Raw genomic sequence first — 23,388 nt, 5'->3', positions numbered from 1 at the left:
CACAAGGGTATCGATGGTCGCCCCGAGTGCCGTCGTCCCCCTCCATTGCGGCCAGACGGTCTTCAAGATCCGCCCGGCCGGCGACCAGTTCTTCGTACTCCGCTCGTGTCAGCACTACTGTGTCAGCCATAGGCCTTGCTCCGATGCCGGACGGTCATCACCATCATCACGGCCACGCGCGTCATCTCGATACGAAAGATGACCCGGTAGTCACCGACCCGCAGCCGCCAGTACCGGGTGCTCGTCAGCATCGTGTCAAGTTGGTCGACTGGCCTTCGCGAGCAACGCTGCTCTACGGAGCCTCGGCCGCGAACCCCTCGTAGATCGCCCGCGCCTCGTCGAATTGCGCGAAGACGTGGGCCCGCTCGCGCTCGGACCGCCACCCGGGCCAGGCGTCCGCCATCTCGCGGAGCTTGTCGATCCAGCGGATGCTGTAGGCGGCCGCGGTCCGGTCGCGGACGGGCCGATCGTCCACCGTGAACCAGATGGGATTGGTGAACGCCTGGGCGTAGCCGACGTCCAGGACGCCGCGCTCGGCGGGGCTGCCCTCGGCCCGCAGGTGGCACCACGTGCTACGGTCGATGGCGATCTCGAGGGTGAACGTGGCGCTCAACCGGTCGGCGGCGAGCGGGATGTCCGCCTGCTCCTCGCCGCCGCAGACCACGAAGACCCGTTCGAGCGGCTCGATGGACAGGACGCGGCCGGTCAGCGCGACGGCGCCGCCGCCCGCCGGGAGCGCCACCGTGTCGCCCGGCATACGGCCGTTCGCGGGCGCTGGCCGCCCGCCCGTGGCAGTTGACCCGCCACTCGCGGTCAACTCGACGAGGGGCCCGTTCGACACGAACGCGCGCCCTTCGCGCAGGCCACGCAGCCAGGCATCGAGGTCGAGACCGTGGCCGCCGGTGTGCACGTAGGTGCGCACCGAGCCGACGAGCTTCATCCGGTGCAGGTTGCTTATGGAATCCTCGCCGCCCGTCGCGGAGACCCGCAGGCCGTTGTTCCAGACGGCGTAGACCGGGTAGAAGCCGGCGCGCGCGGCGTCAGACCATTCGACCGCGTCGGTGGTGCCGAGGGCGGCATCCACGATGAACCCCTTGCCGCCGCCCAGGTTGCCGTCCAGCGGATCGTTCTCCCCGGTCCACGCATGGACGTAGCCGACCGTCGCGCCCTGCGCCCTCGCCTTCCGGAACATGTCGGTGTTGCTGGGGTAGAGGCTCTCGATGGCGGTTCCCTCGTAACCCATCGTGAAGGGGGAGAGCAGGTGGTCCCGCATGCCGAACATGAAGACGTGGCCGTAGAAGGGCGGACGGTACTCCTGTCCCACCACGAGCAGGCGCTCCGGCGTGGAGACCGGATGCGCGCCGCCGCCCGGCACGAAGAACTGATAGTCGAGGATCCGGTTGTCCTTGTTCGCCACCTGCTCGGCGACCACGTCCTGATCCTCGGCGTCCGACATCATCATCAGGTTCTCGAGGGTGTTGTGCAGGTTGCCGCCGTAGTTCATGTGAACGTGCGTGGAGCCGCTGTACCAGCCGCGGGCCGCCATGTCCGTCATCCGGCGGAGGTCGACGGTCACTTCGGTCACCGCATTGGCCGCGATGTCGGCCGTCACTTCCTCCGGCCAGTACTCGAAACCCTTGACCACGGTCAGGTTGGCCCGGCCCGCCGGCAGCTCGACCGTGAACCGCCCCGCCTGGTGGAAGGCGTGGTCGCCAGCCACCCCGATGCGCGCGTAGGCGTCGTGCGGCGCGTAGAACTTGCCGTCGGGCGCGGTCAGGTGGATACGTGACGCGGCCGCGGCGCCGGTCGCGGCGTCGCGCGTCGTGACCGACAGCACGCCCATCGGCCGCTTCCACCGCCGGTGCGCGATAGTGACGATCCGGAGGGCGCCGCCGTGCGTCTCGAGCAGGGCGAGCTGCGGCAGTCCACCCTCGTTGGTGATGAAGGCGATCCACTCGTCGTCCGGCGACCACCGGGGATGGAAGGCGTCGTGCTGGAAGAACGTGATCTTGTAGGGCTCGCCGCCGGCGGTCGGCTGCACGTACAGGTTGTTGAACTGGTCCGCCGCGCCGCGGGTCGACGAATAGACGAAACGCCGGCCATCGCTCGCCACGTCGGGGCGCGTCCGGTAGAGCGTCTGTTCCCGGAGGACGGTGGCCGCCTCGTCGATGCCCCCTTCCCGCGCCGGCACGCGCAGGACGTTACCGGAGCCGAGTGCGATGCCGCGGTTAGAGACCAGCAGCAACTCGTCGCCGTCCGGCAGCCAGGCCGGCGTCAGGTGCATGTCCCAGGGGCCGAAGTAGAGGCGGTTCCGCCCGAAGTCGTTGTCGCGGGTTACCGCAATCGCGTCGCCGCTCCACTGGCCGTCGGCGACCGGGCGGATGTAGACGTTGAAGTAGCCGCTCGGCGTCGTGGCGACGTAGGCGATGCGCGTGCCGTCGGGTGAGAAGACCGGGTCCGCGTAGATCTGGTCGTCGTCGGTGAGCGCGTGCGTTTCGCCGGTTGCGACGTTCAGCATCTCGAGCTGAATGCGCGCGCCGTCGTGGTCGGCGGTGTAGACGATCCAGTCGCCGTCGGGCGACCAGTCGGGCGACGAGTGATAGCTGTCGCCGTAGGTCAGCTCGTCGGCGACGCCGGTTTCCGGGTCGACGCGCCAGATGGAACCCGCCATCGCCACCGCGATGGACGCACCGTCCGGCGCCCAGGCGGGAGCCCACGGGGTGGAGCTGGGGGCCGGCGGGAAATAGAAGTTGAACATGTAGTTACCGCCGTGCCCGGAGGCCGGGTAGCGGTCCGCCTGGGCGGCGAGGGGAGGCCCCACGAGGGCCGCGAACAGCGCAAAGGCCAACAGCGCGGCGGCGGCGCGGAGGAATCGTCTGTCCATACCGGCATTGTAGTCAGCCGGCCCTGGCCCCGCGCCGGCCCGCGGGCGTCATATCATGGCCGCGTGCAGGGACTGCTGACGAAGCGCTGGTCGGCCGGCATCGTACTTGCCTGCGCCTTCCCGAGTCTCGCTGCGGCGCAGGGAGCGGCGCAGGGAGAGGAGTCGTACCAGTCGCAGTGCGTGCTCTGCCACGGCGGAGACGGCGCCGGATCGGACCGGGCGCGCTCCATCCTGCCGGTCCTGCATGCCCGCGGTCCCGACGATCTGGCCCGGATCATCACCGAGGGGGATCCCGCCCGCGGCATGCCCGCGTTCGACCTTGCGCCCGACGAGCTCGACCCGCTCATCGCGTATCTGAAGGACCTGGCCGCCGCGGCGGCGCCGGCCGCGCGCGACCCGCGCGCTCCCCGGACGCGTCCCGGCGAACTGCCGCTCGCGGGCGGGGGCACGGTGGCCGGCACCATCCTGAACGAGAGCACCTTCGACGCCCAGCTCCGGACGGATGACGGGCGCATCCGCCTACTGCGCCGCGAGGGAGATGCATGGCGGGAGGCCGGGGTCGAGCCCTTCACCGACTGGCCGTCCTACCACGGCAGCGACAGCGGTAACCGGCACAGTCCGCTCGATCAGATCGACAGGGACAACGTGGAGCGCCTGGCGCTGGAGTGGTTCTACCCGATTCCCGACATGCCGATGATCGAGGGGACCCCGGTGGTGATCGCCGGCGTGATGTACGTCACCGCCGTCAACCAGGTGTACGCCCTGGATGCGGCGACCGGCCGCGAGATCTGGCGGTACGCCCAGCCGCGCACCGAGGGGCTGGTCGGCGACCCGGCGATCGGCTTGAACCGCGGCGTCGCGGTGCGCGGCGATCGCGTCTTCACGGTGACCGACCACGCCCACGTCATCGCTCTCGATCGGTTCACCGGCGAGCTGATCTGGGACACCGAGATGGACGACTACCGGGAGCACTACGGCGCGGTGGCGGCGCCGCTGGTGGTGGGCGATCTGGTCATCGCCGGCATCAGCGCGGGCGACACCGGCCTGCGCGGATTCCTGGATGCCTTCCATGCCGGCACCGGGGAGCGGGCCTGGCGGTTCTGGACGATTCCGGCCCCGGGGGAGCCGGGCTCCGAGACCTGGGGCGACCCGGAAGTGCTGCGTCGCGGTTGCGGGGCGACGTGGCTGACCGGCAGTTACGACGCGGAGCTCGACCTGCTCTACTGGGCGACCGGCAATCCGTGTCCCGACCTCAATGGCGACCGCCGCCCCGGCGACAATCTCTACACGAACTCGGTGGTGGCGCTGCGACCGGAGACCGGCGAGATGGTCTGGTACTTCCAGTTCACGCCGCACGACACCCACGACTGGGACGCGCAGGAGCCGCTCCTGCTGATCGACGAGGAGTTCCTCGGCGAGTCTCGCAAGCTGCTCGTCCAGGGCAACCGCAACGGCTTCTTCTACGTGCTGGACCGGACCAACGGCCAATTCCTGCTGGGCGAGCCCTTCGTCAACCAGACCTGGGCCGACGGGCTCGACGATTCGGGGCGGCCGATCGTGCGGCCCGGCACGGATCCGACCGAAGAGGGCGTCGACGTCTGTCCGGCGATCCGCGGCGCCACCAACTGGTGGGCGACCAGCTACCACCCCGGCACGGGCCTGTTCTACCTGCTCGCCCACGAGTCGTGCATGACCTATACGAAGAACGATCAGGAGTGGCAGAGGGGCCGGAGCTGGCTCGGCGGCACCGTCCGGCTTGCCGACGGGTCGCCGAACCAGAAGTTCATCCGGGCCATCGACATTCAGACCGGCCGGACGGTCTGGAGCTACCCGCAGACGGGGCAGGCGCAGACCTATTCCGGGGTCCTGTCGACCGACGGCGACCTCGTCTTCTTCGGCGAGGACAGCGGCGCGTTCGCGGCCCTCGAAGCGGCAAGCGGCGAGCCGCTCTGGCACATCCCGATCAACCAGGACTGGAAGGCCTCGCCGATGACCTACGAGGTGGGCGGCCGGCAGTACGTCGCGATCGCGTCGGGCCTCGGATTCTGGGCGTTTGCCCTCCCCGAATGATGGCGGACGCATCCGGCGGGTTCTCCGACCTGCGCACGTTCATCGAGCAACTCCGGCGCGACCGCGACCTGGCGGTAATCGACACGCCGGTCGATCCGGTCCTGGAGGCGGCCGAGATCCACCGGCGCGTGATCGCGGCGGGCGGGCCGGCGCTGCTGTTCACCAACGTCCAGGGCGCCGCGTTCCCCCTCGTCACCAACCTGTTCGGCACGGCGCGGCGCGCCGAGCTCGCCTTCGGGACGCGGCCGCTGCAGTTCATCCGGCGGGTGGTGGAGCTGGCCGAGACGATCATGCCGCCGACCCCGGCCAAGCTGTGGGGGGCGCGCGACGTCGCCGGTTCGCTCCTCCGGATCGGGACGCGGCCGCGGCGCCGCGCGCCGGTCACGGAGGTGGTGACGGGCGACGTGCGGCTCGACCGGCTGCCCGCCATCACCTGCTGGCCGGAGGACGGCGGGCCGTTCATCACCCTGCCCCTCGTCTACACCGAGCATCCCGAGCGCCCGGGCCACAACCTGGGGATGTACCGCCTGCACGTCCACGACGCGCGATCGACCGGCATGCACTGGCAGATCGGCAAGGGGGGCGGCTTCCACTACGCGGCGGCGGAGGCGCGCGGCGAGGCGCTGCCGGCGACTGTCTTTCTCGGTGGCCCGCCCGCCCTGATGCTGGCCGCGATCGCCCCGCTGCCGGAGAACGTGCCGGAACTGATGCTCGCCTCGCTGCTCGCCGGTGAGCGGCTGCCAATGGTCGGCGGCCTCGGGCCGCATCGGTTGATCGGGAGCGCCGAGTTCGCCCTGATCGGTTCCGTCGCCCCGCACGTGCGGCGGCCGGAGGGGCCGTTCGGCGATCACTACGGCTACTACTCGCTTGCCCACGACTACCCGGTCCTGACCGTCGATCGGGTCGCGCACCGGCGCGATGCCATCTATCCCGCGACCGTCGTCGGCAAGCCGCGGCAGGAGGATTTCTTCATCGGCGATCTTCTCCAGGAGCTGCTGTCACCACTGTTCCCGCTGGTGATGCCGGGCGTGGTCGACCTGTGGTCGTACGGCGAGACGGGCTACCACTCGCTTGGCGCCGCGGTGGTGCGCCAGCGCTACGCGCGCGAGGCGATGGCGAGCGCGTTTCGGATCCTGGGGGAGGGCCAGCTCTCGCTCACCAAGTTCCTGCTCGTCACGGATGAGCCGGTCGACCTGCGCGATTTCCGGCGGACGCTGGTCCATCTGCTGGAGCGGACCAATCCGGAAACGGACCTCTACGTGTTCTCGAACCTGTCGATGGACACCCTGGACTACACCGGGCCGGAAGTGAACCGGGGATCCAAGGGGGTCTGGCTCGGACTCGGGCCGCCGGTCCGGACGTTGCCGCAGCAGTTCTCGACGGCCGAGCTTCCTCAGGGTGTCACGGCCGTGCACGTCTTTTGTCCCGGCTGCCTGGTCGTGGGCGCACCCGGCTATGCGTCGGAGCCCGACGCGGCGGCACGCTTCGCGGCGGCGCCGGCGTTCCGCGACTGGCCCCTCGTCGTCCTGACCGACGAGCCCGACCGCGCCGCCGCCTCCCCGATGAACTTCCTCTGGACGACATTCACCCGCTTCGAGCCGGCCGCCGACATCCACGCCGCGGCCACCCGCGCCGTGCGCCACCATCTGGCCTACACGCCACCCATCGTCATCGACGCGCGCCTCAAGCCGTCGTTCCCGACGGAACTGAGCTGCCGGCCGGACATCGCGCAGCGCGTCAGCGACCGGTGGACCGACTATTTCCCGGACGGCGGCGTCGAGATGGGGGATTCCGAGCGGGCGTCACTCGATCCGGCGATCTGATTGACGCTCCGCCCGTCCGGCGTGCGGAAGACAGACACAGGACCTGCTCTAATAACAGTCGTGACGGTGGTGCTCGACACGTGCGCGATTGTCTGGGCCGTCAGCGATCCCGGCCAGCTAACGGCGCGCGCCCGGTCCCTGCTCGAAGCGGATGATACCGAGGTGTGCGTGTCCGCCATCAGTTGCGCAGAGATCGCCGGTGCCGCCGAGCGTGGCCGGATCGCCATAGACCGGCACTGGCGACTTTGGTTCCGGCACTACGTCGAGTTGAACGGTTGGACGGTCCTCCCGGTCGAACTCGAGTCGGTCGAGGAAGCGTTTGCCTTGCCAGAACCGTTCCACCGCGATCCGGCGGATCGGATCATCGTCGCGGAGGCCCGCCGCCGATCGGCGCCGGTGGTGACCGCCGACACGAAGATCCTCGACTATCCGCACGTGAAGACCGTCTGGGAATCGTGATCGTGACCGGCGCGACTATCCGTCTTGTTCTCGCTGCCCTGACAATGCCCGGCGCGGCCGGCAGCGGCGCGCCGGACACCATCGCATCGGCCGGCGATCTGATCGAAGCGCTCTCGGGCGGTCGCCTCACGGTCGACGTGGACACCGAAGGCCAATCCTGCGGTGCCCCGGACGCCTGTCTCGACGCGCTCGTGGCGGGCGAGATCGACATCTACCTGGCGTCGACGCCCGAAGCGGCCCGCTTGGTGCCGGAGTTTCACGTCCTCGACGTGCCGTATCTGCTGGAGTCCGACGCGGTGGTGGAACTGGTGTTCACCGGCGTCTTCTTCGAGCGGATGCGCGACGCGTTGCTTGGCGAGCCGGGCCTGCGGCTGCTCGGCCTGTCCGGGGGCGGCGGCTGGCGCGGCATCGCAACGCGCGCGGGGCCGGTACGCATGCCGGACGACCTGGGCGGCGTGACGCTCGAGACCGCCGACTCGCCGGTCCTGGCGTCGTGGGCGCGCGCTGCCGGAGCGACGCCGGCGCCGCGGTCATGGAGCGATCGCGCCGTCCTCGCCGCGGAGGGGCGCGTAGACGCCCGGGCGGGCAGCGTCATCGACCTGACGTCGGGCGGCGCGGGCGACGGCGCGTTCCGATACCTGACGCGCGACGATCACGGGTATCCGGCCGGCCTGTGGCTGATGCGCGAGGAGGCGTACCAGGCGCTGCCGGTCGACTTGCGGCAGGCGATGAACGCCGCCGTCGGAGAACTGGCGCGCCTGGTGCGGGCGGAGGAGCGCCGCCGCACGGCCGCCGCGGTCGCGGCGTTCGAGGCGGCGGGCGGCGTGGTGCATGTCCTCTCGCCGGCGGAACGGAGTGCGTTCGTCATGGCGGCGGGCCGCGTATCGACGGGATACATGGAGCAGCACGGGCACGAATGGATGGTCTGGTTCGAAGGCGCGATCGCCGCGGCGGAACGCCAGATCGCGCTCACCGGCGGAAGCGAGGAGGCGCGGCCATGACGAAGCGGGTCGACTTGAATTGCGATCTCGGTGAGCTGCCGGGCGACGCGGCGCGTGCGCTCGACCGGCGCATGATGGAGGTAGTCACTTCCATCAACGTTGCGTGCGGAGCGCACGCGGGCGATGCGGAGACGATGCGCGCGACGGTTCGCGCCGCACGCGCGGCCGGAGTTGGCGTCGGCGCGCATCCCGGCTTCGCGGACCGGGAGGGATTCGGCCGGCGCGAGATCGACCTGCCGTTGGCGGAGATCGACGCCCTGATCCGCGGACAGGTGGAGGCGCTGCAGGACATCGCCGCGGCCGAAGGGGTGGCTGTCCGTCACGTCAAGGCGCACGGCGCGCTCTACAACATGGCGGCGCGCGACCGGACCCTGGCGGATGCGGTGGCGCGCGCGGTCGCGGCGTGTGATCCCGGCCTGGCATTCCTGGGACTTCCCGGGTCCCCGCTTGTCGACGCGGGACGCGACGCGGGGCTCGCCGTCGTGCCCGAAGTGTTCGCCGATCGGGCGTATCAGGCGAACGGCGCGCTCGTGCCGCGCACGGAGCCGGAAGCCGTGATCCACGATCCCGCGGCGGCCGTGGCCCGCGCGGTCGGCATGGTCCGCGACGGCGCGGTCACCGCCATCGACGGGACGCGCGTGGCGCTGACCGCCGGGACGATCTGCGTGCACGGCGACACGCCGGGCGCTGACGCCATCGCGCGGCAGTTGCGAGACGGGTTGGAAGCGGCGGGCGTCGTAGTGGCGCGGCTCTAGTGAAGCGTGTAGGGTCCCGACAGCACGAACGGCGCGATCTCGGCTTCGAAGCGTTCGCCGTCGTTGGTCACCATCTGATAGGTCCCCTGCATCGATCCGAACGGTGTGCCGAGCGGGCATCCGGACGTGTACTCGAACGACTCGCCCGGCGCGAGCGTCGGCTGGCGTCCGACGACGCCGAGCCCCTTCACCTCCTGAACCTGCTCGGCCCCGTCAGTGATTCGCCAGTGGCGGCTGATCAACTGCACCGTCTCGTCCCCTTCGTTGGAGATGGTGATGGTGTAGAGGAACAGCCAGCGTTGCTGCAGGGGTTCGGAATGTTCCTCCGTATAGCGAGCCCGGACTCGGACGCGGATACTACGGGTGATTGCCTCGGAGGTGAACTCGGTCTGAGGGTGGGACTCGGTGACCATGCATCATATATACGACATTCCGGATGATTTCCTCCAGCATGCTCCTCCGGGCGTACCGAGCCGGGTTCTTCCCGATGTCGGTCGATGGCGAGATTCGGTGGTTTTCACCGCCGGAGCGGGGTATCGTGCCACTTGAGGGGTTCCATCGACCTCGGCGGCTCAAGCGCGTGCTGCGGCAGGGACGATTCGACGTGACCATCAACCAGGCGTTCGATCGCGTGGTGGCCGGCTGCGCCTCGCGTCCCGAGGCGGACGGTACCTGGATTGACCCGGTCATCGTCGACAGTTACGGCGCCCTGAACCGCGAAGGCTACGCCCACTCGGTGGAGACCTGGCGCGACGGCGCCCTCGTAGGCGGGCTGTACGGCGTGGCGCTCCACGGCGCCTTCTTCGGCGAGTCGATGTTTCACACGGAAACCGACGCATCCAAGGTTGCCCTCGCGGCGCTCGTCGAACGGCTGCGCGCGCGCGATTACCGGCTGCTCGACGTGCAGTGGGTCACGCCGCACCTGGCACGCTTCGGCGCGGTGGGAATCCCGCGGAACGAGTACCTCGAGCGGCTCGATCGGGCGATGCGCGCGGCGTGCCGCTTCGTCTGAGGCGGTCGCTGTGGGTTCGAAGGCGCAGACAGTACGAGGGAGGACGAGATGTCAAGGGACAGGTTGAGGCGACGGCTCGCGGGCCCGACACTTCTGCTGCCGCTGTTGATTCTGGTGGCGTCCGGCTGCGGCGGCGATGTCGCCGACACGGAGCCCGGCTTCGACGTCATGGAGAAGTCCGTCCGGGAACTCGGCGCCGCGCTGGAGTCGGGGGAAGTGACGTCCGTCGACCTGGTCGAGGGCTACCTTGCCCGCATTACGGCGTTCGATCAGCAGGGTCCGACTCTCAACGCCATGATCGCGCTCAACCCGAACGCGCGCGAGGAAGCCGCCGCCCTCGACGCGGAACGGGCGGATGGCACGGTGCGCGGCCCGCTTCACGGGATTCCGGTCGTGGTGAAAGACAACTACGACACCGCCGACATGCCGACCACCGCGGGCACGCTGGGTCTCGCCACGTCGGTCCCGCCTGACGATTCGACACAAGTGCGGCGGTTGCGCGAGGCGGGCGCGATCATCCTGGGCAAGACCAACATGCACGAGCTGGCCCGCGGCATCACGACCGTCGCGTCGTACGGTGGCCAGACCCGCAATCCCTACGATCCGGAGCGCAACCCGGGCGGTTCGAGCGGCGGCACCGGCTCGGCGGTAGCGGCCAGCTTCGGCGCTTTCGGCATGGGGAGCGACACCTGCGGCTCGATTCGAATCCCTTCGGCCCACCACCATCTGGTGGGGCTCCGCGGAACGCGCGGCCTGGCGAGCGGAGACGGCATCATCCCTCTCTCCACGACGCAGGACATCGGCGGTCCGCTTGCCCGTTCGGTGGAAGACCTGGCCCTGGCCCTCGACGCGACAGTCGGCCCGGATCCGGCCGATCCGACGACGAGCCTCGGCGAGGGACAAATTCCCGACACTTACACTGCTGCCCTGAACGCGAACGCGCTGGCCGGCGCGCGGATCGGCGTCGTGGACGCGCTGCTCGGCGAGGGGAACGCCGAACGGCCGGTCCGCGACGTGATCGAGCGGGCGGTGGGAGAGATGGAAGCGCAGGGCGCCACGTCGGTCGAGATCACGGAACCCGACCTGTCCGAGCTGACGCAGGGCGCCTCGGTGATTGGCCAGGAGTTCCGGTTCGATCTGAACGCGTACCTCCAGGCGACGCCCGGCGCCTACGTCCGCACCGTCGCGGACTTCGTCGAGACCGGGCTGTACCACGACATCCTCGAAGTGGGCCTCCAGAACACGCTCGAGGTCGAGACGCGCGAGACCGACGAGTACCGCGAGGCGATCGCGAAACGGGACACGGTGCGCGACACCGTAATGGCCCTCCTGGACGAACAGGATCTGGACGCCCTGGTGTATCCCACGATTCGCCGGACCGCCCGGCCGATCGGACAGCCGCAGCAGGGAAGCAACTGCTCGCTGAGCGCGACGTCGGGATTGCCGGCGATCACGGTGCCGGCGGGCGCGGCGGCGGATGGCATGCCGGTCGGCCTGGAGCTGCTCGGGCGCCCCTGGTCGGAGTCGCGTCTGATCGAGCTCGCCTATGCCTACGAGCAGAGCGGCCCACACCGACGGCCGCCCGACTTCACGCCGAGCCTGGTGGAGCCCCCCGCGCCGATCGCCCTCGACGTGATGGTGCAGGCCGACGGAGAGCTGTCGGTCCAGTCGCGCTTCGTGCTGGAATCGGCGACGCGCACGCTCGACTACCGCGTGTCGACGTTCGGCCTGTTCGATGACGACGTGCTGTCGGTCGCCCTGCACCGGCGCGGTCCGGCTGAGGACGCCGTCAACGGCCCGGTGGTGCGCCAGCTCGCCCGTCGCGGCGGCGCCCGCACGGCGGGGCGGCTGCGGCTGAGCAGCCCCGAGATGCACGCCCTTCGGAATGGCCGCCTCTACCTGGCCGTGCATACGGTCGCGAACCTCGGCGACGCGGTTCGAATCGACCTGTCCCTGCCTTAGTGGCTACGCAGGGCTTCAACACGGGCTGCCAGGCGCCGGCCGTTGCCGTCGCCGCCGGCATTCCGCGTAGTATGCTGATGCGGCGTAAGGAGTTCGCGCCGTAGAAGTTTCGCGCCAACGAGACTTCCAACGCGCCGGCAAGGGGGCGCAAGCTCCTCGCTTCTGGATGAGGCAGACGGTGAGGACGATCCCTGCGACCGCGACGCTGGCGCTGGCGCTGGCGGCCGTATTCCTGCCCGGTTGCAACTTGGGAACCCCGGAGGAACGCGCCGAACGGGCTCTCCTGGCCACGGCCACGGAGATCCATGAGCGGGTCATCACGCTCGACAGCCACATCGACATCCCCCTTATCTTTGCGACGCGCGAGGTCGATCCGGGCGTCGACGGCGACTTCCAGGTGGACCTGCCGAAGATGCGGGCGGGCGGGCTCGATGCCGGCTTCTGGATCGTCTACGTCGGCCAGACGGAGCGGACCCCGGAAAACGAGGCCCAGGCCAAGGCGGACGCCCGGACCAAGTTCGACGCCATCCATCGCATGGCCGAGCAGATGTACCCGGACGAGATTTCCATTGCGTACTCGGCGGACGACGTGGAGCGGATAGCGGCCGAAGGCAAACTGGTCGCGCTGATCGGCATCGAGAACGGCTGGGCGATTGGACGCGACCTCGCGCTCGTGGAGACCTACCACGGCCTGGGGGCGCGCTACATGACGCTGGCCCACAGCGGCCACAACGACATCGCGGATTCGGCCACCACCAGCATGCGCGACCCGGACGCGGAGGTCGTCCCCGAGCACGACGGCGTCAGCCCGTTCGGCGAAGAGGTCATCGCGGAGATGAACCGGGTCGGCATGCTGGTCGACGTGTCTCACATCTCGAAGGCGGCAATGCTCGACGCCGTCCGGCTCTCCACCGTGCCGGTTATCGCCTCGCATTCGAGCATGCGCGCCTTGATGGAAATGCCGCGCAACCTGGACGACGAGCAGCTCCGCGCGCTCGCCGAGAACGGCGGCGTCGTCCAGGTGGTGGCGCTCGGAGCGTTCCTGACGGAGTCCGGGCTCCGCCACGGCATCGAGTACCAGAACATCCGCGACTCGTTCGGCATGATCCCGGGGCAGCCGTCGGAGGAGCTGGGCGCCGAACCGCACGAGGACTACCTGGGGCGCGTGGAGTCGCTCAATCGGCGTTGGCCCGATGCGACGGTAGCCGACTTCGTCGACCACATCGACTACGCGGTGGAGTTGATCGGCATCGACCACGTGGGGATTAGTTCCGACTTCGATGGCGGTGGCGGCGTGGTGGGATGGAGCGACGCCAGCGAGACGCTGAATGTCACCGTCGAGTTGGTCCGCCGCGGCTACAGCGAAGAGGAGATTGCGAAGCTGTGGGGCGGCAACCTCCTGCGAGTGCTGCGGGAGGCGGAGCAGGCGGCGGGACGGTGATCGCGGCGTCCACAGCTTCGGCGCTCGCGCTGCCCCTGGCCCTCGATCCACAGCAGATCGAGCGTTGGCTCGCGCGGCTGACTCGCGGGCGCGCCGGCGTGTTCCTCGATTACGACGGCACCCTGACCCCGATCGTCGACCGTCCCGAGCAGGCGACGCTGGCCGCCGGCACGCGGGATCGGCTGACCCGCCTCGCCGAGCGCTGCCCGGTCACGATCGTCACGGGACGCGACGTTGCGGTCATGCGCGGGTTCGTGCAGCTCGAACAGCTCGGCTACGCAGGCTGCCACGGCATGGACATCGACGGGCCGACGGGAAGCGGACTGCGTTACGAGGCGGCGGCGGCCCTTCTGCCCGAGGTGGATTCGGCCGAGCGGGCCCTGCGCGGCGCGCTCGATGGCATCGACGGCGTCCTGGTGGAACGAAAGCGCTACAGCGTGTCCACCCACTACCGGCTCGCCGCGGCTAGCGACGTTGCGCGGGTCGACGCCGCGGTGTGCAGCGTGGCGCGGGCCCATTCCGCGTTGCGACGGGAGGGCGGCAAGAAGGTGTTCGAGTTGCGTCCCGACATCGACTGGGACAAGGGCCGCGCGGTGGAATGGCTGATCGAGGCCCTGGAGATCGACCCGTCGTCGGTGGTCTACATCGGCGACGACGAAACCGACGAGGATGTCTTCCGGCGCCTCGGCGGCCGTGGCGTCTCGATTGTCGTCGCGCCGGCGGATCGGCCGACCGCCGCCTGCTACCGTGTGCGGGACCCGGGGGAGGTGATACGGGTCCTGGACCTCCTGATCGGCGCGCTGCCTCGTGCACGGTAGCAGTCCGTGGGGGTCAATTCACTCAGAATTTACCGTGCCGTCACGGGTGCGAAACGCTCGCGCGCGGCGGCGGAGCCGCAACGGTTGCCGCGTCCGCGCCCCTGGGAGTAGTCTGACGAGACACCCGGGATGCAGTAGCCGTGACGCCTGTTGGAGGTGACGATAAATCGGCGGTCGTGAGCTTCGACGAAGCGCTGAGCACGCTGAAGGAACGCCTCCTCGCCATGGGCGGGCAAGTGGAGGAACAGGTTCGGGCGTCCGTTCAGGCCCTCGTCAGTCGCGATCTCGATCTGGCGGAGCAGGTGCTCGGCGGGGACAAGTCGATCAACGACTTCGAGATCGAGATCGACAAGCGCTGCTACGAACTGCTGGTCAACTACCATCCGGATGCCGAGGATGTGCGGGTCGTCGTCTCCGGCCTCAAGATCAACAGCGATCTCGAGCGGATCGGCGACTTCGCGATCAACATCGCGGAGGCGACTTTCCGCTACCTGCAGCATCCGCCCGTCAAACCGCTCATCGACATTCCGCGCATGGCGGATCTCGCTCAGGGAATGCTGCGGGATTCGCTCAACGCCTACGTCCGACACGGGACCAGTCTTGCGCGCGAAGTGCTCGACCGCGACGACGAGCTCGACGGATTGAAGGAACAGGTGTTCCGCGAACTGCTCAGCTACGTGCTGCAGAATCCGGCCACGACGGAGCCGGCGCTCGAGCTGATCCTGATTTCGCGCCACCTGGAGCGTATCGGTGACCATGCGACCAACGTGGCGGAAGAGGTGATCTTCATGGTGTCGGGCCGCGACGTGCGACACCACGCACAGGAGGGAAAAGCTGGCTACTGAGAATGGCGCCGCACGGATACTGGTCGTCGAGGACGACCGCGACATCGCCGAACTGGTGGCGCACCATCTCCAGAAGGCGGGGTACGCGTCCGAGGTCTTTCCTTCCGGAATGGGTGTGGTCTCGAGCGTGCGCGCCCAACCCCCGGCGTTGGTGGTCCTCGACCTCATGCTGCCCGGCGAGAACGGCCTGGACGTTTGCCGGGCGATCCGGTCCGATCCGATGATCTCGAGTGTCCCGATCATCATGCTGACCGCGAAGACCGAGGAGACCGACCGGATCGTCGGCCTCGAGCTGGGTGGGGACGACTACGTGACAAAGCCGTTCTCCCCGAAGGAACTGGTCGCTCGGGTCGGAGCCGTGCTGCGGCGCGCGCGCCGCGATCGGCCCGCCGGCAGCCTCCTGACCGTCGGTCCGCTGACGGTCGATACGGACCGTCACGTCGTCACCTGTGACGACACGGAAGTGCGGTTGACGGCGAAGGAGTTCCTCCTTCTGAAGTACCTGATCGAGCATCGCGGGCGGGTTCTGTCCCGGGACGTGCTGCTGTCGGATGTCTGGGGCTACACCTATACGGGCGGCACCCGCACCGTAGACGTTCACATTCGTCGGCTGCGTGAGAAGCTGCCGGTACTCGAATCGGCAATCGTCACTGTCAAGCAGTTCGGCTACAAGCTGGTCGATCGCGAGCCGGCCCCCGCATGAAGCTACGCACCAGGCTCTTCCTTGCTGCGTTCGGTATCGCGGGCGTGAGCCTGCTGCTGGCCGCCGCGCTGGTCGCCTGGTCCCTCGAAGGGCAGCTTCTCGACCGGATCACGAATGAGCTGGTCGACGAAGCTCAGCTCGTCGCCGAATTGATGGAGCGGAGCGGCGGCGGCCGCTCGATGGCCGACGTCGACCGCGAAGCCGACTCGCTCGGTGAGCGGCTCAATGCGCGCGTCACGATCGTCGACGCCGAAGGGCGGGTGCTGGGCGACTCGGCGGAAGACGGCGCGTCGCTCGCCGCGTTGGACAACCACGGCGCGCGGCCCGAAATCACGATCGCGCGGGATGCCGGGGTCGGGGTGATGCGGCGCTACAGCACGACGGTCGACCGCGACCTGCTGTACGCGGCGGTGAGGGTGGACCATCCGGACATAGCCTTCGTCCGGCTCGCCCTCCCACTGACCGCCGTGGACGACCAGATCACCTCGGTGCAGGGCGCCACCGCGGTCGGGTTGCTGCTCGCGCTCGGCGGCGCGCTCGTGTTGGCCTGGATTACGTCGACCGCCATGAGCCGGCGCGTGCGGACAATCGCGGAGGCGGCGCAGCGCTATCGCCAGGGCGACCTGACGCCGCCCGTCGGGAACTACGGTAACGACGAGATCGGTACCGTCGCGCGCGCGCTCGACGTTTCCGTGCAGGAGCTGGGCCGCCGTCTCGCGGAACTGTCGCGCAACCGCCGCCTGACCGACGCCATTCTCGGCAGCATGTCGGAGGGCGTGCTGGTCGTGAACGCCCGCGGGAGGGTGCAGATGGCGAACGACGCCGTGTGCGAGATGCTGCAGATTCCGGAGACGCCGGTCGATCACCACTACGTCGAGTTGATCCGGCACCCCGATGTCGCCAAGCAGATTGGCCGGGCGCTGGAAGCGGGCGGATCGAGCCGCGTGGAGATCACGCTCAGCACCGAGCCGGTCAAGATCTGCCTCGCGAGCGCCGCGCCGTACACCGCGCAGGACGAGCCGGGCGTGGTCATCGTGCTGCACGACATCAGTGACTTCCGTCGCGCCGCGCAGATCCGGCAGGATTTCGTCGCCAACGTCTCCCACGAGCTCCGCACGCCGCTGACGGCCATCCGCGGCGCCGTCGACACCCTGGAAGAGGAGTCGGACCCGGAGTCGGAGCGACGGTTCCTCGACATCATCAAACGGCATACCCAACGGATGGAGCGGCTCGTGGCGGATCTGCTCCGGTTGGCCGGCCTCGACTCCGGGAAGGAGCAGTTGCACCTGCGGCGGTCCGCGACCGAGACGCTCGTTTCCGGGATCGCGTCGGAACTCGCGCCGGTGCTCGGCGCGAAGCGGCAGCGAGTCGAGCCCGACATCGACCCGAGTGCGAACCGACTCGTGGTCGATCCGGCGAAGATGCACGATGTCCTGAAGAACCTGGTCGAGAACGCGGCACACTACGCGCCCGACGGTAGCAGCATCGACGTCGCGGCTTCGGCGAACGGAGGCGGAAAGGCAGTCAGGATCCGCATCGCCGACCGGGGCCCCGGCATTCCGGATACCGATCTCGATCGGGTGTTCGAGCGCTTCTATCGCGTTGAGGATTCACGGGCGCGAAACCCGGGCGGCACCGGGCTGGGCCTCGCCATCGTCAAGCACCTCGTCGGGTTGCATGGTGGCACCGTGGAGGCCGCGAACCGCCCAGGCGGCGGGTCGGTCTTTACGATAGTCTTGCCCCAAAGGCCGGCGGAGGTGGACGACGAGTTGCCCGGCGCCGACGCCTCTGACGCGCGGTCGGATGATGCAGCCGCACAGTCCGCCGGCGTGTAGAAGGGACGCTCAAGCCCGGCTTTTGAGGCGGGACTCGAGAAACGCCCGGACCTGCCGGAACGCGGCGCCGCGGTGGCTGATCGACGCCTTACGGTCCGCGCTCACTTCCGCCAGCGTGCAGCCGAACGGAGGGTAGAGGAAGATTGGGTCGTAGCCGAAACCGCCGGCGCCGGCCGGCGTCTCGGCAATCCTCCCCTCGATCCTGCCGGTCGCTTCGAACACGACCCGGCCGTCGTCGACCGCCGCTAGCGCGCAGACGAACCGCGCCGGGCTGGCCGTCGCGTTTCGTTCGCGCAACCGGGCGTAGAGGGCTTCGAACTTCTCGGCATAGGTGTCGCCGTTGAAGCGTGCCGAGTGGATGCCCGGTGCCCCGTCCAGGGCGTCGATTTCGAGGCCGGAATCTTCCGCGATGGTCAGGTGGGGGACAAAGCGGGAATAGTAGAGCGCCTTCAGGCGCGCGTTCTCGGCAAACGTCGTTCCCGTCTCGTCCGGTGCCGGCGCCGCGGCGTGCGCGTGGATCGGATCGATCGTGCAGGAAAGGCCACCGAGCAGATGGCCAATTTCCCGCAGTTTGTGGCGGTTGCCGGTGGCGATGACGACCGTCATCACCGGCGTCGGGGAACGAGGTTGCCGACGACCGATTCCTGGAGCTCGATGAGCCGGTCAATCGCATCGCTCGCCAGCAACAGCAGGCTGTCCAGGGCGGCGCGGTCGAAGGGTTCGCCCTCGGCGGTTCCCTGCACCTCGATGAAGCGGCCGTCGCCGGTCTTGACGACGTTCATGTCCACATCCGCCCGCGAGTCCTCGTCGTAGGCGAGGTCGGCGACAGCCCGGCCGCCGACGATGCCGACACTCGTTGCGGCGACGTAGTCGTTGATCGGCAGACGCGCGATCACGCCGTCGGCGCGCAGCTTGTCGAGGGCAAGGGTGAGGGCGACGAACCCGCCGGTTATCGACGCCGTCCGCGTTCCTCCGTCCGCCTGAATCACGTCGCAGTCGACATGGATCGTTCGCTCGCCGAGATCGTTCAGGCGGGTCACGGCACGGAGCGAGCGGCCGATCAGCCGCTGAATCTCCTGCGTTCGACCGCCCACGCGTCCTTTTGCCGCTTCGCGAATGGACCGCGTGGTGGTGGCGCGCGGCAGCATGCCGTATTCCGCGGTGACCCAGCCGCGGCCTTGCCCCCGCAGGAACGGCGGCACGCGATCTTCGACGCTCGCGGCGCAGACGACACGGGTGCGTCCCGCCTCTATCAGGGCGGAGCCCTCCGCGTGCAACAGGTAGTCGGGCGTGATCCGTGTCTCGCGCAGCTCGGAGTCAGTGCGGTCGTCGGATCGTTGCGCGTCGGTCATGTACGGTCGTCCCCCTCCGGGCCAAGGTCGCCACCCGCTTCGTCGCCGAGCGGTTCGCCGGCCGGATCATCCGCATCCGGACCGTCGGGGCTTTCGAGAACTTCGTCATCCAGCACCCACACGAGGCTCGGTTCGAGCGGCTGGCGCAGGTCGACATGCCCCGCCAGCGTGTCCACTTCGCGCCCCTCCACCATGATCTGCACCGCGACGATCTCCGGAACGCTGACCGTGAGCGCGTTCACCAGGGCGTAGACCGTGAACAGTTCGTCGACCGAACCGCCCGGGTGTCCCGTGGTCACGTCCTCGCTCAGGTCGACGAAGGCGTTCCCGTCGTCAGCCAGGTAGATGGCGCGCAGGCTGGTGCCGGTCGGAAACGGGGAGAGGAGCGGTGAGGGAGGCGGAGTGAGTTGCTGCTCGACGACGGCGCGAGCCCGCGCCAGTGGGTCCGCCTCGAGCGGCACGAACGTCTCCTGCCGGGTCAGGGCGCGGCCATCTTCTGTCACGTAGTAGAGGGTCGCCGTCAGCAAGGCTCCGCTGTTCGAACCGGCGGCGCCGGCGTCACCCGCGGACGTGGCTCCGGCCGCCGCCTCCCACCGCTGGACGACCAGCGCCACGGCGACACCCAACGTGATGGCGAGCAGTCCCAGCAAGGCGGCGGCGGCGACCCAGGGGCGCTTGGCCCATCGGCGCCGCAACGGGCGGAAGGGCATCGCTACTCCCGCCTCCGGTCGCGCGTGGCGCCGTCTTCCGTCACCTCTACTTCCTGCCGGCGATCACCTGCGCCGGTCGCTTCGATGTCCGGCGGCTCAACCTCCGGCGGCAGGAAGTCGCCCTGTTCCAGGCGGTTCCGAAAGCGGACGATGGCGGCGACCAGCGCTTCGACGATCGATCCCTGGAAGACGGGATCGACCAGTTGGGCCTCCTGTTCCGGGTTGGAGACGTAGCCCATCTCGATGAGAACCGCCGGCATGTTGGCGCCCGCGAGGACGCGGAACGGCGCTTCCGTGCGCGGGCGCTCGTTCATCGGGACGCGGACCGCCAGTTCCTCCTCGACCAGGTCGGCCAGGAATTCCGAGCGGAAGAGGTAGCGGGCCTGCGCCAGCTCCCACGGAACCATGTCAATCTCCCGCTGTCTGCCGTCCGCGGCGAGAAGGAACTCGCCTTCACGCTCGGCGATCTCACGCGCCTCGGCGCCGTATTCGTCGATGCTCAGGTGGAAGACCTCCGCGCCGGCCGGGATCTCGCTGAGCGACGCGTTGGCGTGCAGGCTGATGAAGACGTCGGCCTGGTTGTTGTTGGCGATGGCGGCGCGCTGATCCAGCGGGACGCCGCGATCGTCGGTCCGCGTCAGGATCACGCGGGCGCCCAGCCGACTTTCGAGCTCGGCGCGCAGCCGCTGGGCGACCGCCAGCGTGACGTGTTTCTCCAGGGTGCCGTTCGGGCCGCGGGTGCCTTCGTCATCACCGCCGTGGCCCGGATCGATGACGACGGTGCGGAGGACCGGTCGGCTCGCCGGATCGCCCAGCACCGTGGTTGGGACCGGGCGCGCGCTCACGTCGGCGGCGGCCGCGTCGGCGGGCTCCAGCTCGACCGCGAACCGCGGCAGCGCGCCGATGACGCGGTAGGAGCCGTACGCCGGGCCGAGGTCGAGGGCAAGGCCGGGCAGCGTCTCGTCATGCGTGATCGCCCGCACCATGTTGCCGCGCGGGGCGGGGGGAGCCGCCAGGTCGATTGCGGCGGCCTCGAAACGGATCAGCAGGCGGCCCGGCTCTTCGATTACTTCGTACGGCGTCTCGGGAGTTACCTCCAGGCTGAGCCGGCCACCCTCGCCGCGAGGCCCGTAGCGGACGGCCACGCGGGGGATGCGGACGTTGCCGACGAGCAGCAGCCTTGAAGCGAGGCGCAACTCGACCGGCTGGCCGGCGACGGACGGGAGCGCCCGGTTGACGAAGTCGAGCGGAACAAACCAGTCGCCACCGAGCCGGTAGACCGGGGCGGCGAGCGAGACCAGGCGACCGGCAACCGACGCGAGGGCCTGTTCCGCCGTCAGGATCACGGACCGGCCGCCCGCCGACAGCGTCACCGTCCGGGTGCGGACGTCCTCGCTCAGGTCGAAGCGGAACAACTCGGCCAGACGGTCGACCGCAATCATCTCCTGATCGCGCAGGACGGCTGTTTCGATCGCTTGCCGGCCGTTCTCGTCGATCATCGTGAGTCCGCCGCCCGCCTCCTGGGCTAGTGCGGGGGACGGCAGCAACGCGGCGAAGAGAAACAGGCCAGCCGTGACAAGCGCACGTGTCATGGAAGGTTCTGTCGCACGGCAGGTATCGCTCGATGATAGCACCCGGCGGAGGGCGCGGGTGGCTGCCGCCGGCGCCGGGAGTTCCACCGGGGACTGCTAAGCTGACGCGATGCTTGCGCAGCGAGCGAATCCACTCTGGGAGTTCCTGGCGGTAGCCGATCCGCCGGCGCCTGCCGACGTGATTTTTGTCTTCGGCAGCCAGGCGTTCGCCGTTCCGGCGCGCGCGGCGGAGCTGTTCCGGGCCGGCTACGCTCCGGTTGTCCTGGTGACCGGGCACTACGGCCGGATGACCCGCAACCGTTTTCAGGCGCCGGAGGCGCTGGTGTTTCGCGACCGGCTGATGCGTGACGGCGTTCCGGCGGGCGCGGTCGTGACCGAGCCCTTGGCGACGAACACCTTGGAGAACGTCCGTTTCGGTCTTGCCGCCCTCGACCGTGCCGGCGTCACCGTCCGCCGTGCGCTGCTGGTCGCGAAGCCGTTCGTCATGCGTCGCTGCGCCGCCACGTTCGACCGGCAGGCGCCCGATGTCGACGTGCGCTGCTGTCCCCCAACGACATCGCTGGATGCATCGATCGATCGAGAACCTGGCCGTTTCGCAGCGCGCCTGGTGGCTGAACTCGACCGTCTCGACCGCTACGGGGCGGCCGGGGATATCACGCCGCAGGCGATCCCGGCCGAGGTTCGTGCCGCCGCCGCCTTGCTCAACCGCTCTCCGGTCGCGGGGGGCGCCGTACCGCAAGCACCAGCAGGGCCGTAACCGCGGCGCCGGCCAACCCGATCATCGCGGGCGTCCATCCCGCGATTCGGGCGCCGCCACCCGCTACCTGCGCGACGATGAACAAGCTGACGCCGCCTGCGATGGCGCCCAGCGCCTCGGGCGATCCGACGCGGCGCGTGTACAGGCCGGCGAGAATCGGGACGAACAGGCTGACGGTGAGTAGCGTGTAGAAAACCGCGAGGACTGTTTCGATGGAGACGGCGACAATTGCGATCACCGTGCCGAGGGCGCCGCCCGCGACCGCCGCCAGGCGCGCCACCGTGAGCATCCGCCGCTCGTCAGCCTCCGGATGAACGAACCGGCGGTAGAGATCCTGCGAGAGCGAGGTTGCCAGCATGAAGAGAATCGCGTCGGACGAGCTCACTTCGGCCGAGAACAGGGCGGCGAGTCCGAGCGCGCCGACGACCGGCGGCAGCGTATCCATCAGCAGCGTCGGCAGCGCGAGGGCCTGTTCCGGCAGCGCCGGATGGGTAGTGCGGGCAATCATGCCGAGCAGGGGCGGCACGCTGGCGAACGCGAGCAGCACGAGGGCGTTGACGCCGACGCCGATCCGGACCGTCCGGTCGTCGCGCGCGCCGTAGATTTTCTGGACCAGCCCCGGCGAGACAATGAACGCCGGCCCCAGCATCACCAGGTAGAACCAGCCGGACGCGCCGCCCTGCCAGGGACTCCAGTAGCCGTCGATGGCGGAGGTTGCCGCCCACACCGTTTCCCATCCACCCGCCGCCCCAAGCGCCAGCGGCAACGCGACGGCGAACCCGGCGAGCAGCACGGCGAGCTGCACGACATTCACCCAGGCCGCGGTCAGCAGGCCGCCGGCGGCGAAGTAGGCCGTCACCACGACGCCTCCGATCAGGCAGCCGACCCACCGGTCGAGACCGACGACGACGTTGAGTACCCAGCCAATCGCGATGAGTTGCACGGCGAGGAGGGCCAGCGTGCCGAACCAGAGGAGCAGCGCGATGGTGGCGCGGACCTCGCGGCCGAAGCGGTACTCCAGGTAGTCGCCCAGCGTACGATGGCCGTGGCGGGCGGCGATGCGCCGCATGCGCGGGCCGATCCAGAGGGCGAGGACGATCGATCCGATGCCGGCCGATCCGACCCACCACCACGCGCTCAGGCCATCGGCGTAGCCCAGGCCCGCAGCCGCGACCGTAGATCCGGCGCCGATGTTCGCGGCCAGCATCGTCGAGCCGAGCAGCAGCGGACCGAGCCGGCGTCCCGCGACGAAGAAGTCGGATGCTCCCCGGACGCGCCGGCCGATCCAGAGGCCGATGCCCATCAGGGCGGCGGCGTAGATCAGCAGGATGGCGAGATGCAGGTTCACGGCGCCGTCCTTCGGGCACTC

The 23,388-nt window shown here is 69.4% G+C and carries 21 protein-coding genes; 13 read left to right on the top strand and 8 right to left on the bottom strand.

The window, feature by feature from the left end:
* Positions 1-122: 122 nt before the first annotated feature.
* Together F4Y45_05090 and F4Y45_05085 are read right to left on the bottom strand one after the other, a co-directional pair.
* On the bottom strand, positions 123-251 hold the full coding sequence (locus F4Y45_05090; GenBank protein ID MXY23880.1) for a hypothetical protein: 129 nt from the start codon (positions 249-251) through the stop codon (positions 123-125).
* A 41-nt stretch (positions 252-292) separates the two neighbouring features.
* Positions 293-2,884: a hypothetical protein gene (locus tag F4Y45_05085; GenBank protein MXY23879.1), complete on the bottom strand. Its 2,592-nt coding sequence runs from the start codon at positions 2,882-2,884 to the stop codon at positions 293-295.
* Between F4Y45_05085 and F4Y45_05080 the strand changes: the two genes are divergently transcribed.
* Genes F4Y45_05080 through F4Y45_05060 form a run of 5 tightly spaced genes read left to right on the top strand, consistent with a single transcriptional unit; the run spans position 2,489 to position 8,992 of the window.
* Complete coding sequence (locus F4Y45_05080) at positions 2,489-4,954, top strand: PQQ-binding-like beta-propeller repeat protein (protein ID MXY23878.1); 2,466 nt, start codon at positions 2,489-2,491, stop codon at positions 4,952-4,954. The genes F4Y45_05085 and F4Y45_05080 overlap by 396 nt on opposite strands.
* Positions 4,954-6,777 (top strand): UbiD family decarboxylase, encoded by a 1,824-nt coding sequence (locus F4Y45_05075; GenBank protein MXY23877.1) that lies wholly within the window; start codon positions 4,954-4,956, stop codon positions 6,775-6,777. The genes F4Y45_05080 and F4Y45_05075 overlap by 1 nt, the downstream gene beginning before the upstream one ends.
* Complete coding sequence (locus F4Y45_05070) at positions 6,778-7,236, top strand: type II toxin-antitoxin system VapC family toxin (protein MXY23876.1); 459 nt, start codon at positions 6,778-6,780, stop codon at positions 7,234-7,236.
* Positions 7,237-7,238: 2 nt separating this feature from the next.
* Complete coding sequence (locus F4Y45_05065) at positions 7,239-8,237, top strand: hypothetical protein (protein ID MXY23875.1); 999 nt, start codon at positions 7,239-7,241, stop codon at positions 8,235-8,237.
* Positions 8,234-8,992 carry a LamB/YcsF family protein gene (locus F4Y45_05060; protein ID MXY23874.1) on the top strand — a complete coding sequence of 253 codons (759 nt, stop codon included), beginning with the start codon at positions 8,234-8,236 and terminating at the stop codon, positions 8,990-8,992. Before F4Y45_05065 ends, F4Y45_05060 begins: the two co-directional genes overlap by 4 nt.
* Here F4Y45_05060 and apaG read toward each other — a convergent pair.
* Complete coding sequence (gene apaG, locus F4Y45_05055; protein MXY23873.1) at positions 8,989-9,405, bottom strand: Co2+/Mg2+ efflux protein ApaG; 417 nt, start codon at positions 9,403-9,405, stop codon at positions 8,989-8,991. The two genes, F4Y45_05060 and apaG, sit on opposite strands and share 4 nt — an antisense overlap.
* A gap of 23 nt (positions 9,406-9,428) precedes the next feature.
* On the opposite strand from apaG, the gene F4Y45_05050 reads away from it, so the two are divergent.
* From F4Y45_05050 to F4Y45_05020, 7 genes are all read left to right on the top strand, one after another.
* Positions 9,429-10,004 carry a leucyl/phenylalanyl-tRNA--protein transferase gene (locus F4Y45_05050; protein MXY23872.1) on the top strand — a complete coding sequence of 192 codons (576 nt, stop codon included), beginning with the start codon at positions 9,429-9,431 and terminating at the stop codon, positions 10,002-10,004.
* A gap of 48 nt (positions 10,005-10,052) precedes the next feature.
* A complete protein-coding gene (locus F4Y45_05045) occupies positions 10,053-11,966 on the top strand; it encodes a CHRD domain-containing protein (protein ID MXY23871.1) in 1,914 nt (637 codons plus the stop codon).
* A gap of 166 nt (positions 11,967-12,132) precedes the next feature.
* The gene (locus tag F4Y45_05040) at positions 12,133-13,407 is read left to right on the top strand and encodes a membrane dipeptidase (GenBank protein MXY23870.1); all 1,275 of its coding nucleotides are present in this window, start codon (positions 12,133-12,135) and stop codon (positions 13,405-13,407) included.
* Positions 13,269-14,225 carry a trehalose-phosphatase gene (otsB, locus tag F4Y45_05035; GenBank protein MXY23869.1) on the top strand — a complete coding sequence of 319 codons (957 nt, stop codon included), beginning with the start codon at positions 13,269-13,271 and terminating at the stop codon, positions 14,223-14,225. The genes F4Y45_05040 and otsB overlap by 139 nt, the downstream gene beginning before the upstream one ends.
* Positions 14,226-14,365: 140 nt before the next feature.
* Positions 14,366-15,070, top strand: a complete 705-nt coding sequence (gene phoU / locus F4Y45_05030; protein ID MXY23868.1) for a phosphate signaling complex protein PhoU — start codon at positions 14,366-14,368, stop codon at positions 15,068-15,070.
* Complete coding sequence (locus F4Y45_05025) at positions 15,060-15,773, top strand: response regulator transcription factor (protein MXY23867.1); 714 nt, start codon at positions 15,060-15,062, stop codon at positions 15,771-15,773. The genes phoU and F4Y45_05025 overlap by 11 nt, the downstream gene beginning before the upstream one ends.
* Positions 15,770-17,608: a HAMP domain-containing protein gene (locus F4Y45_05020; protein ID MXY23866.1), complete on the top strand. Its 1,839-nt coding sequence runs from the start codon at positions 15,770-15,772 to the stop codon at positions 17,606-17,608. Before F4Y45_05025 ends, F4Y45_05020 begins: the two co-directional genes overlap by 4 nt.
* Before the next feature lie 9 nt (positions 17,609-17,617).
* On the opposite strand, the gene rdgB is transcribed toward F4Y45_05020, so the two are convergent.
* From rdgB to F4Y45_05000, 4 genes are read right to left on the bottom strand one after another with little or no spacing between them, the layout of a single operon-like run.
* A complete protein-coding gene (rdgB, locus tag F4Y45_05015; protein MXY23865.1) occupies positions 17,618-18,214 on the bottom strand; it encodes an RdgB/HAM1 family non-canonical purine NTP pyrophosphatase in 597 nt (198 codons plus the stop codon).
* Positions 18,214-18,960 (bottom strand): ribonuclease PH, encoded by a 747-nt coding sequence (locus F4Y45_05010; protein MXY23864.1) that lies wholly within the window; start codon positions 18,958-18,960, stop codon positions 18,214-18,216. The genes rdgB and F4Y45_05010 overlap by 1 nt, the downstream gene beginning before the upstream one ends.
* On the bottom strand, positions 18,957-19,670 hold the full coding sequence (locus F4Y45_05005; GenBank protein MXY23863.1) for a GerMN domain-containing protein: 714 nt from the start codon (positions 19,668-19,670) through the stop codon (positions 18,957-18,959). The genes F4Y45_05010 and F4Y45_05005 overlap by 4 nt, the downstream gene beginning before the upstream one ends.
* Positions 19,671-19,672: 2 nt before the next feature.
* Positions 19,673-21,262 (bottom strand): hypothetical protein, encoded by a 1,590-nt coding sequence (locus tag F4Y45_05000; protein MXY23862.1) that lies wholly within the window; start codon positions 21,260-21,262, stop codon positions 19,673-19,675.
* A 109-nt stretch (positions 21,263-21,371) separates the two neighbouring features.
* Here F4Y45_05000 and F4Y45_04995 point away from each other — a divergent pair, with 109 nt between their 5' ends.
* Entirely contained in the window at positions 21,372-22,019 is a 648-nt protein-coding gene (locus F4Y45_04995) for a YdcF family protein (protein ID MXY23861.1), read from the top strand.
* Here F4Y45_04995 and F4Y45_04990 read toward each other — a convergent pair.
* Entirely contained in the window at positions 21,964-23,367 is a 1,404-nt protein-coding gene (locus F4Y45_04990) for a sodium:solute symporter family protein (GenBank protein MXY23860.1), read from the bottom strand. The genes F4Y45_04995 and F4Y45_04990 overlap by 56 nt on opposite strands.
* Positions 23,368-23,388 lie beyond the last annotated feature (21 nt).

The organism is Acidobacteriota bacterium, from assembly GCA_009838525.1.
Lineage (GTDB): Bacteria > Acidobacteriota > Vicinamibacteria > Vicinamibacterales > UBA8438 > VXRJ01.
This window is presented reverse-complemented; position numbering and strand designations above follow the sequence as displayed.

What these genes read in the sequence shown, in the direction of transcription:
- F4Y45_05090 (MXY23880.1), bottom strand. Translation starts at nt 251, where the DNA reads ATGCTGACGAGCACCCGGTACTGGCGGCTGCGGGTCGGTGACTACCGG.
- F4Y45_05085 (MXY23879.1), bottom strand. Translation starts at nt 2,884, where the DNA reads ATGGACAGACGATTCCTCCGCGCCGCCGCCGCGCTGTTGGCCTTTGCG.
- F4Y45_05075 (MXY23877.1), top strand. Translation starts at nt 4,954, where the DNA reads ATGGCGGACGCATCCGGCGGGTTCTCCGACCTGCGCACGTTCATCGAG.
- F4Y45_05060 (MXY23874.1), top strand. Translation starts at nt 8,234, where the DNA reads ATGACGAAGCGGGTCGACTTGAATTGCGATCTCGGTGAGCTGCCGGGC.
- apaG (MXY23873.1), bottom strand. Translation starts at nt 9,405, where the DNA reads ATGGTCACCGAGTCCCACCCTCAGACCGAGTTCACCTCCGAGGCAATC.
- F4Y45_05050 (MXY23872.1), top strand. Translation starts at nt 9,429, where the DNA reads ATGATTTCCTCCAGCATGCTCCTCCGGGCGTACCGAGCCGGGTTCTTC.
- F4Y45_05045 (MXY23871.1), top strand. Translation starts at nt 10,053, where the DNA reads ATGTCAAGGGACAGGTTGAGGCGACGGCTCGCGGGCCCGACACTTCTG.
- F4Y45_05040 (MXY23870.1), top strand. Translation starts at nt 12,133, where the DNA reads ATGAGGCAGACGGTGAGGACGATCCCTGCGACCGCGACGCTGGCGCTG.
- otsB (MXY23869.1), top strand. Translation starts at nt 13,269, where the DNA reads ATGGAGCGACGCCAGCGAGACGCTGAATGTCACCGTCGAGTTGGTCCG.
- F4Y45_05020 (MXY23866.1), top strand. Translation starts at nt 15,770, where the DNA reads ATGAAGCTACGCACCAGGCTCTTCCTTGCTGCGTTCGGTATCGCGGGC.
- rdgB (MXY23865.1), bottom strand. Translation starts at nt 18,214, where the DNA reads ATGACGGTCGTCATCGCCACCGGCAACCGCCACAAACTGCGGGAAATT.
- F4Y45_05010 (MXY23864.1), bottom strand. Translation starts at nt 18,960, where the DNA reads ATGACCGACGCGCAACGATCCGACGACCGCACTGACTCCGAGCTGCGC.
- F4Y45_05005 (MXY23863.1), bottom strand. Translation starts at nt 19,670, where the DNA reads ATGCCCTTCCGCCCGTTGCGGCGCCGATGGGCCAAGCGCCCCTGGGTC.
- F4Y45_05000 (MXY23862.1), bottom strand. Translation starts at nt 21,262, where the DNA reads ATGACACGTGCGCTTGTCACGGCTGGCCTGTTTCTCTTCGCCGCGTTG.
- F4Y45_04995 (MXY23861.1), top strand. Translation starts at nt 21,372, where the DNA reads ATGCTTGCGCAGCGAGCGAATCCACTCTGGGAGTTCCTGGCGGTAGCC.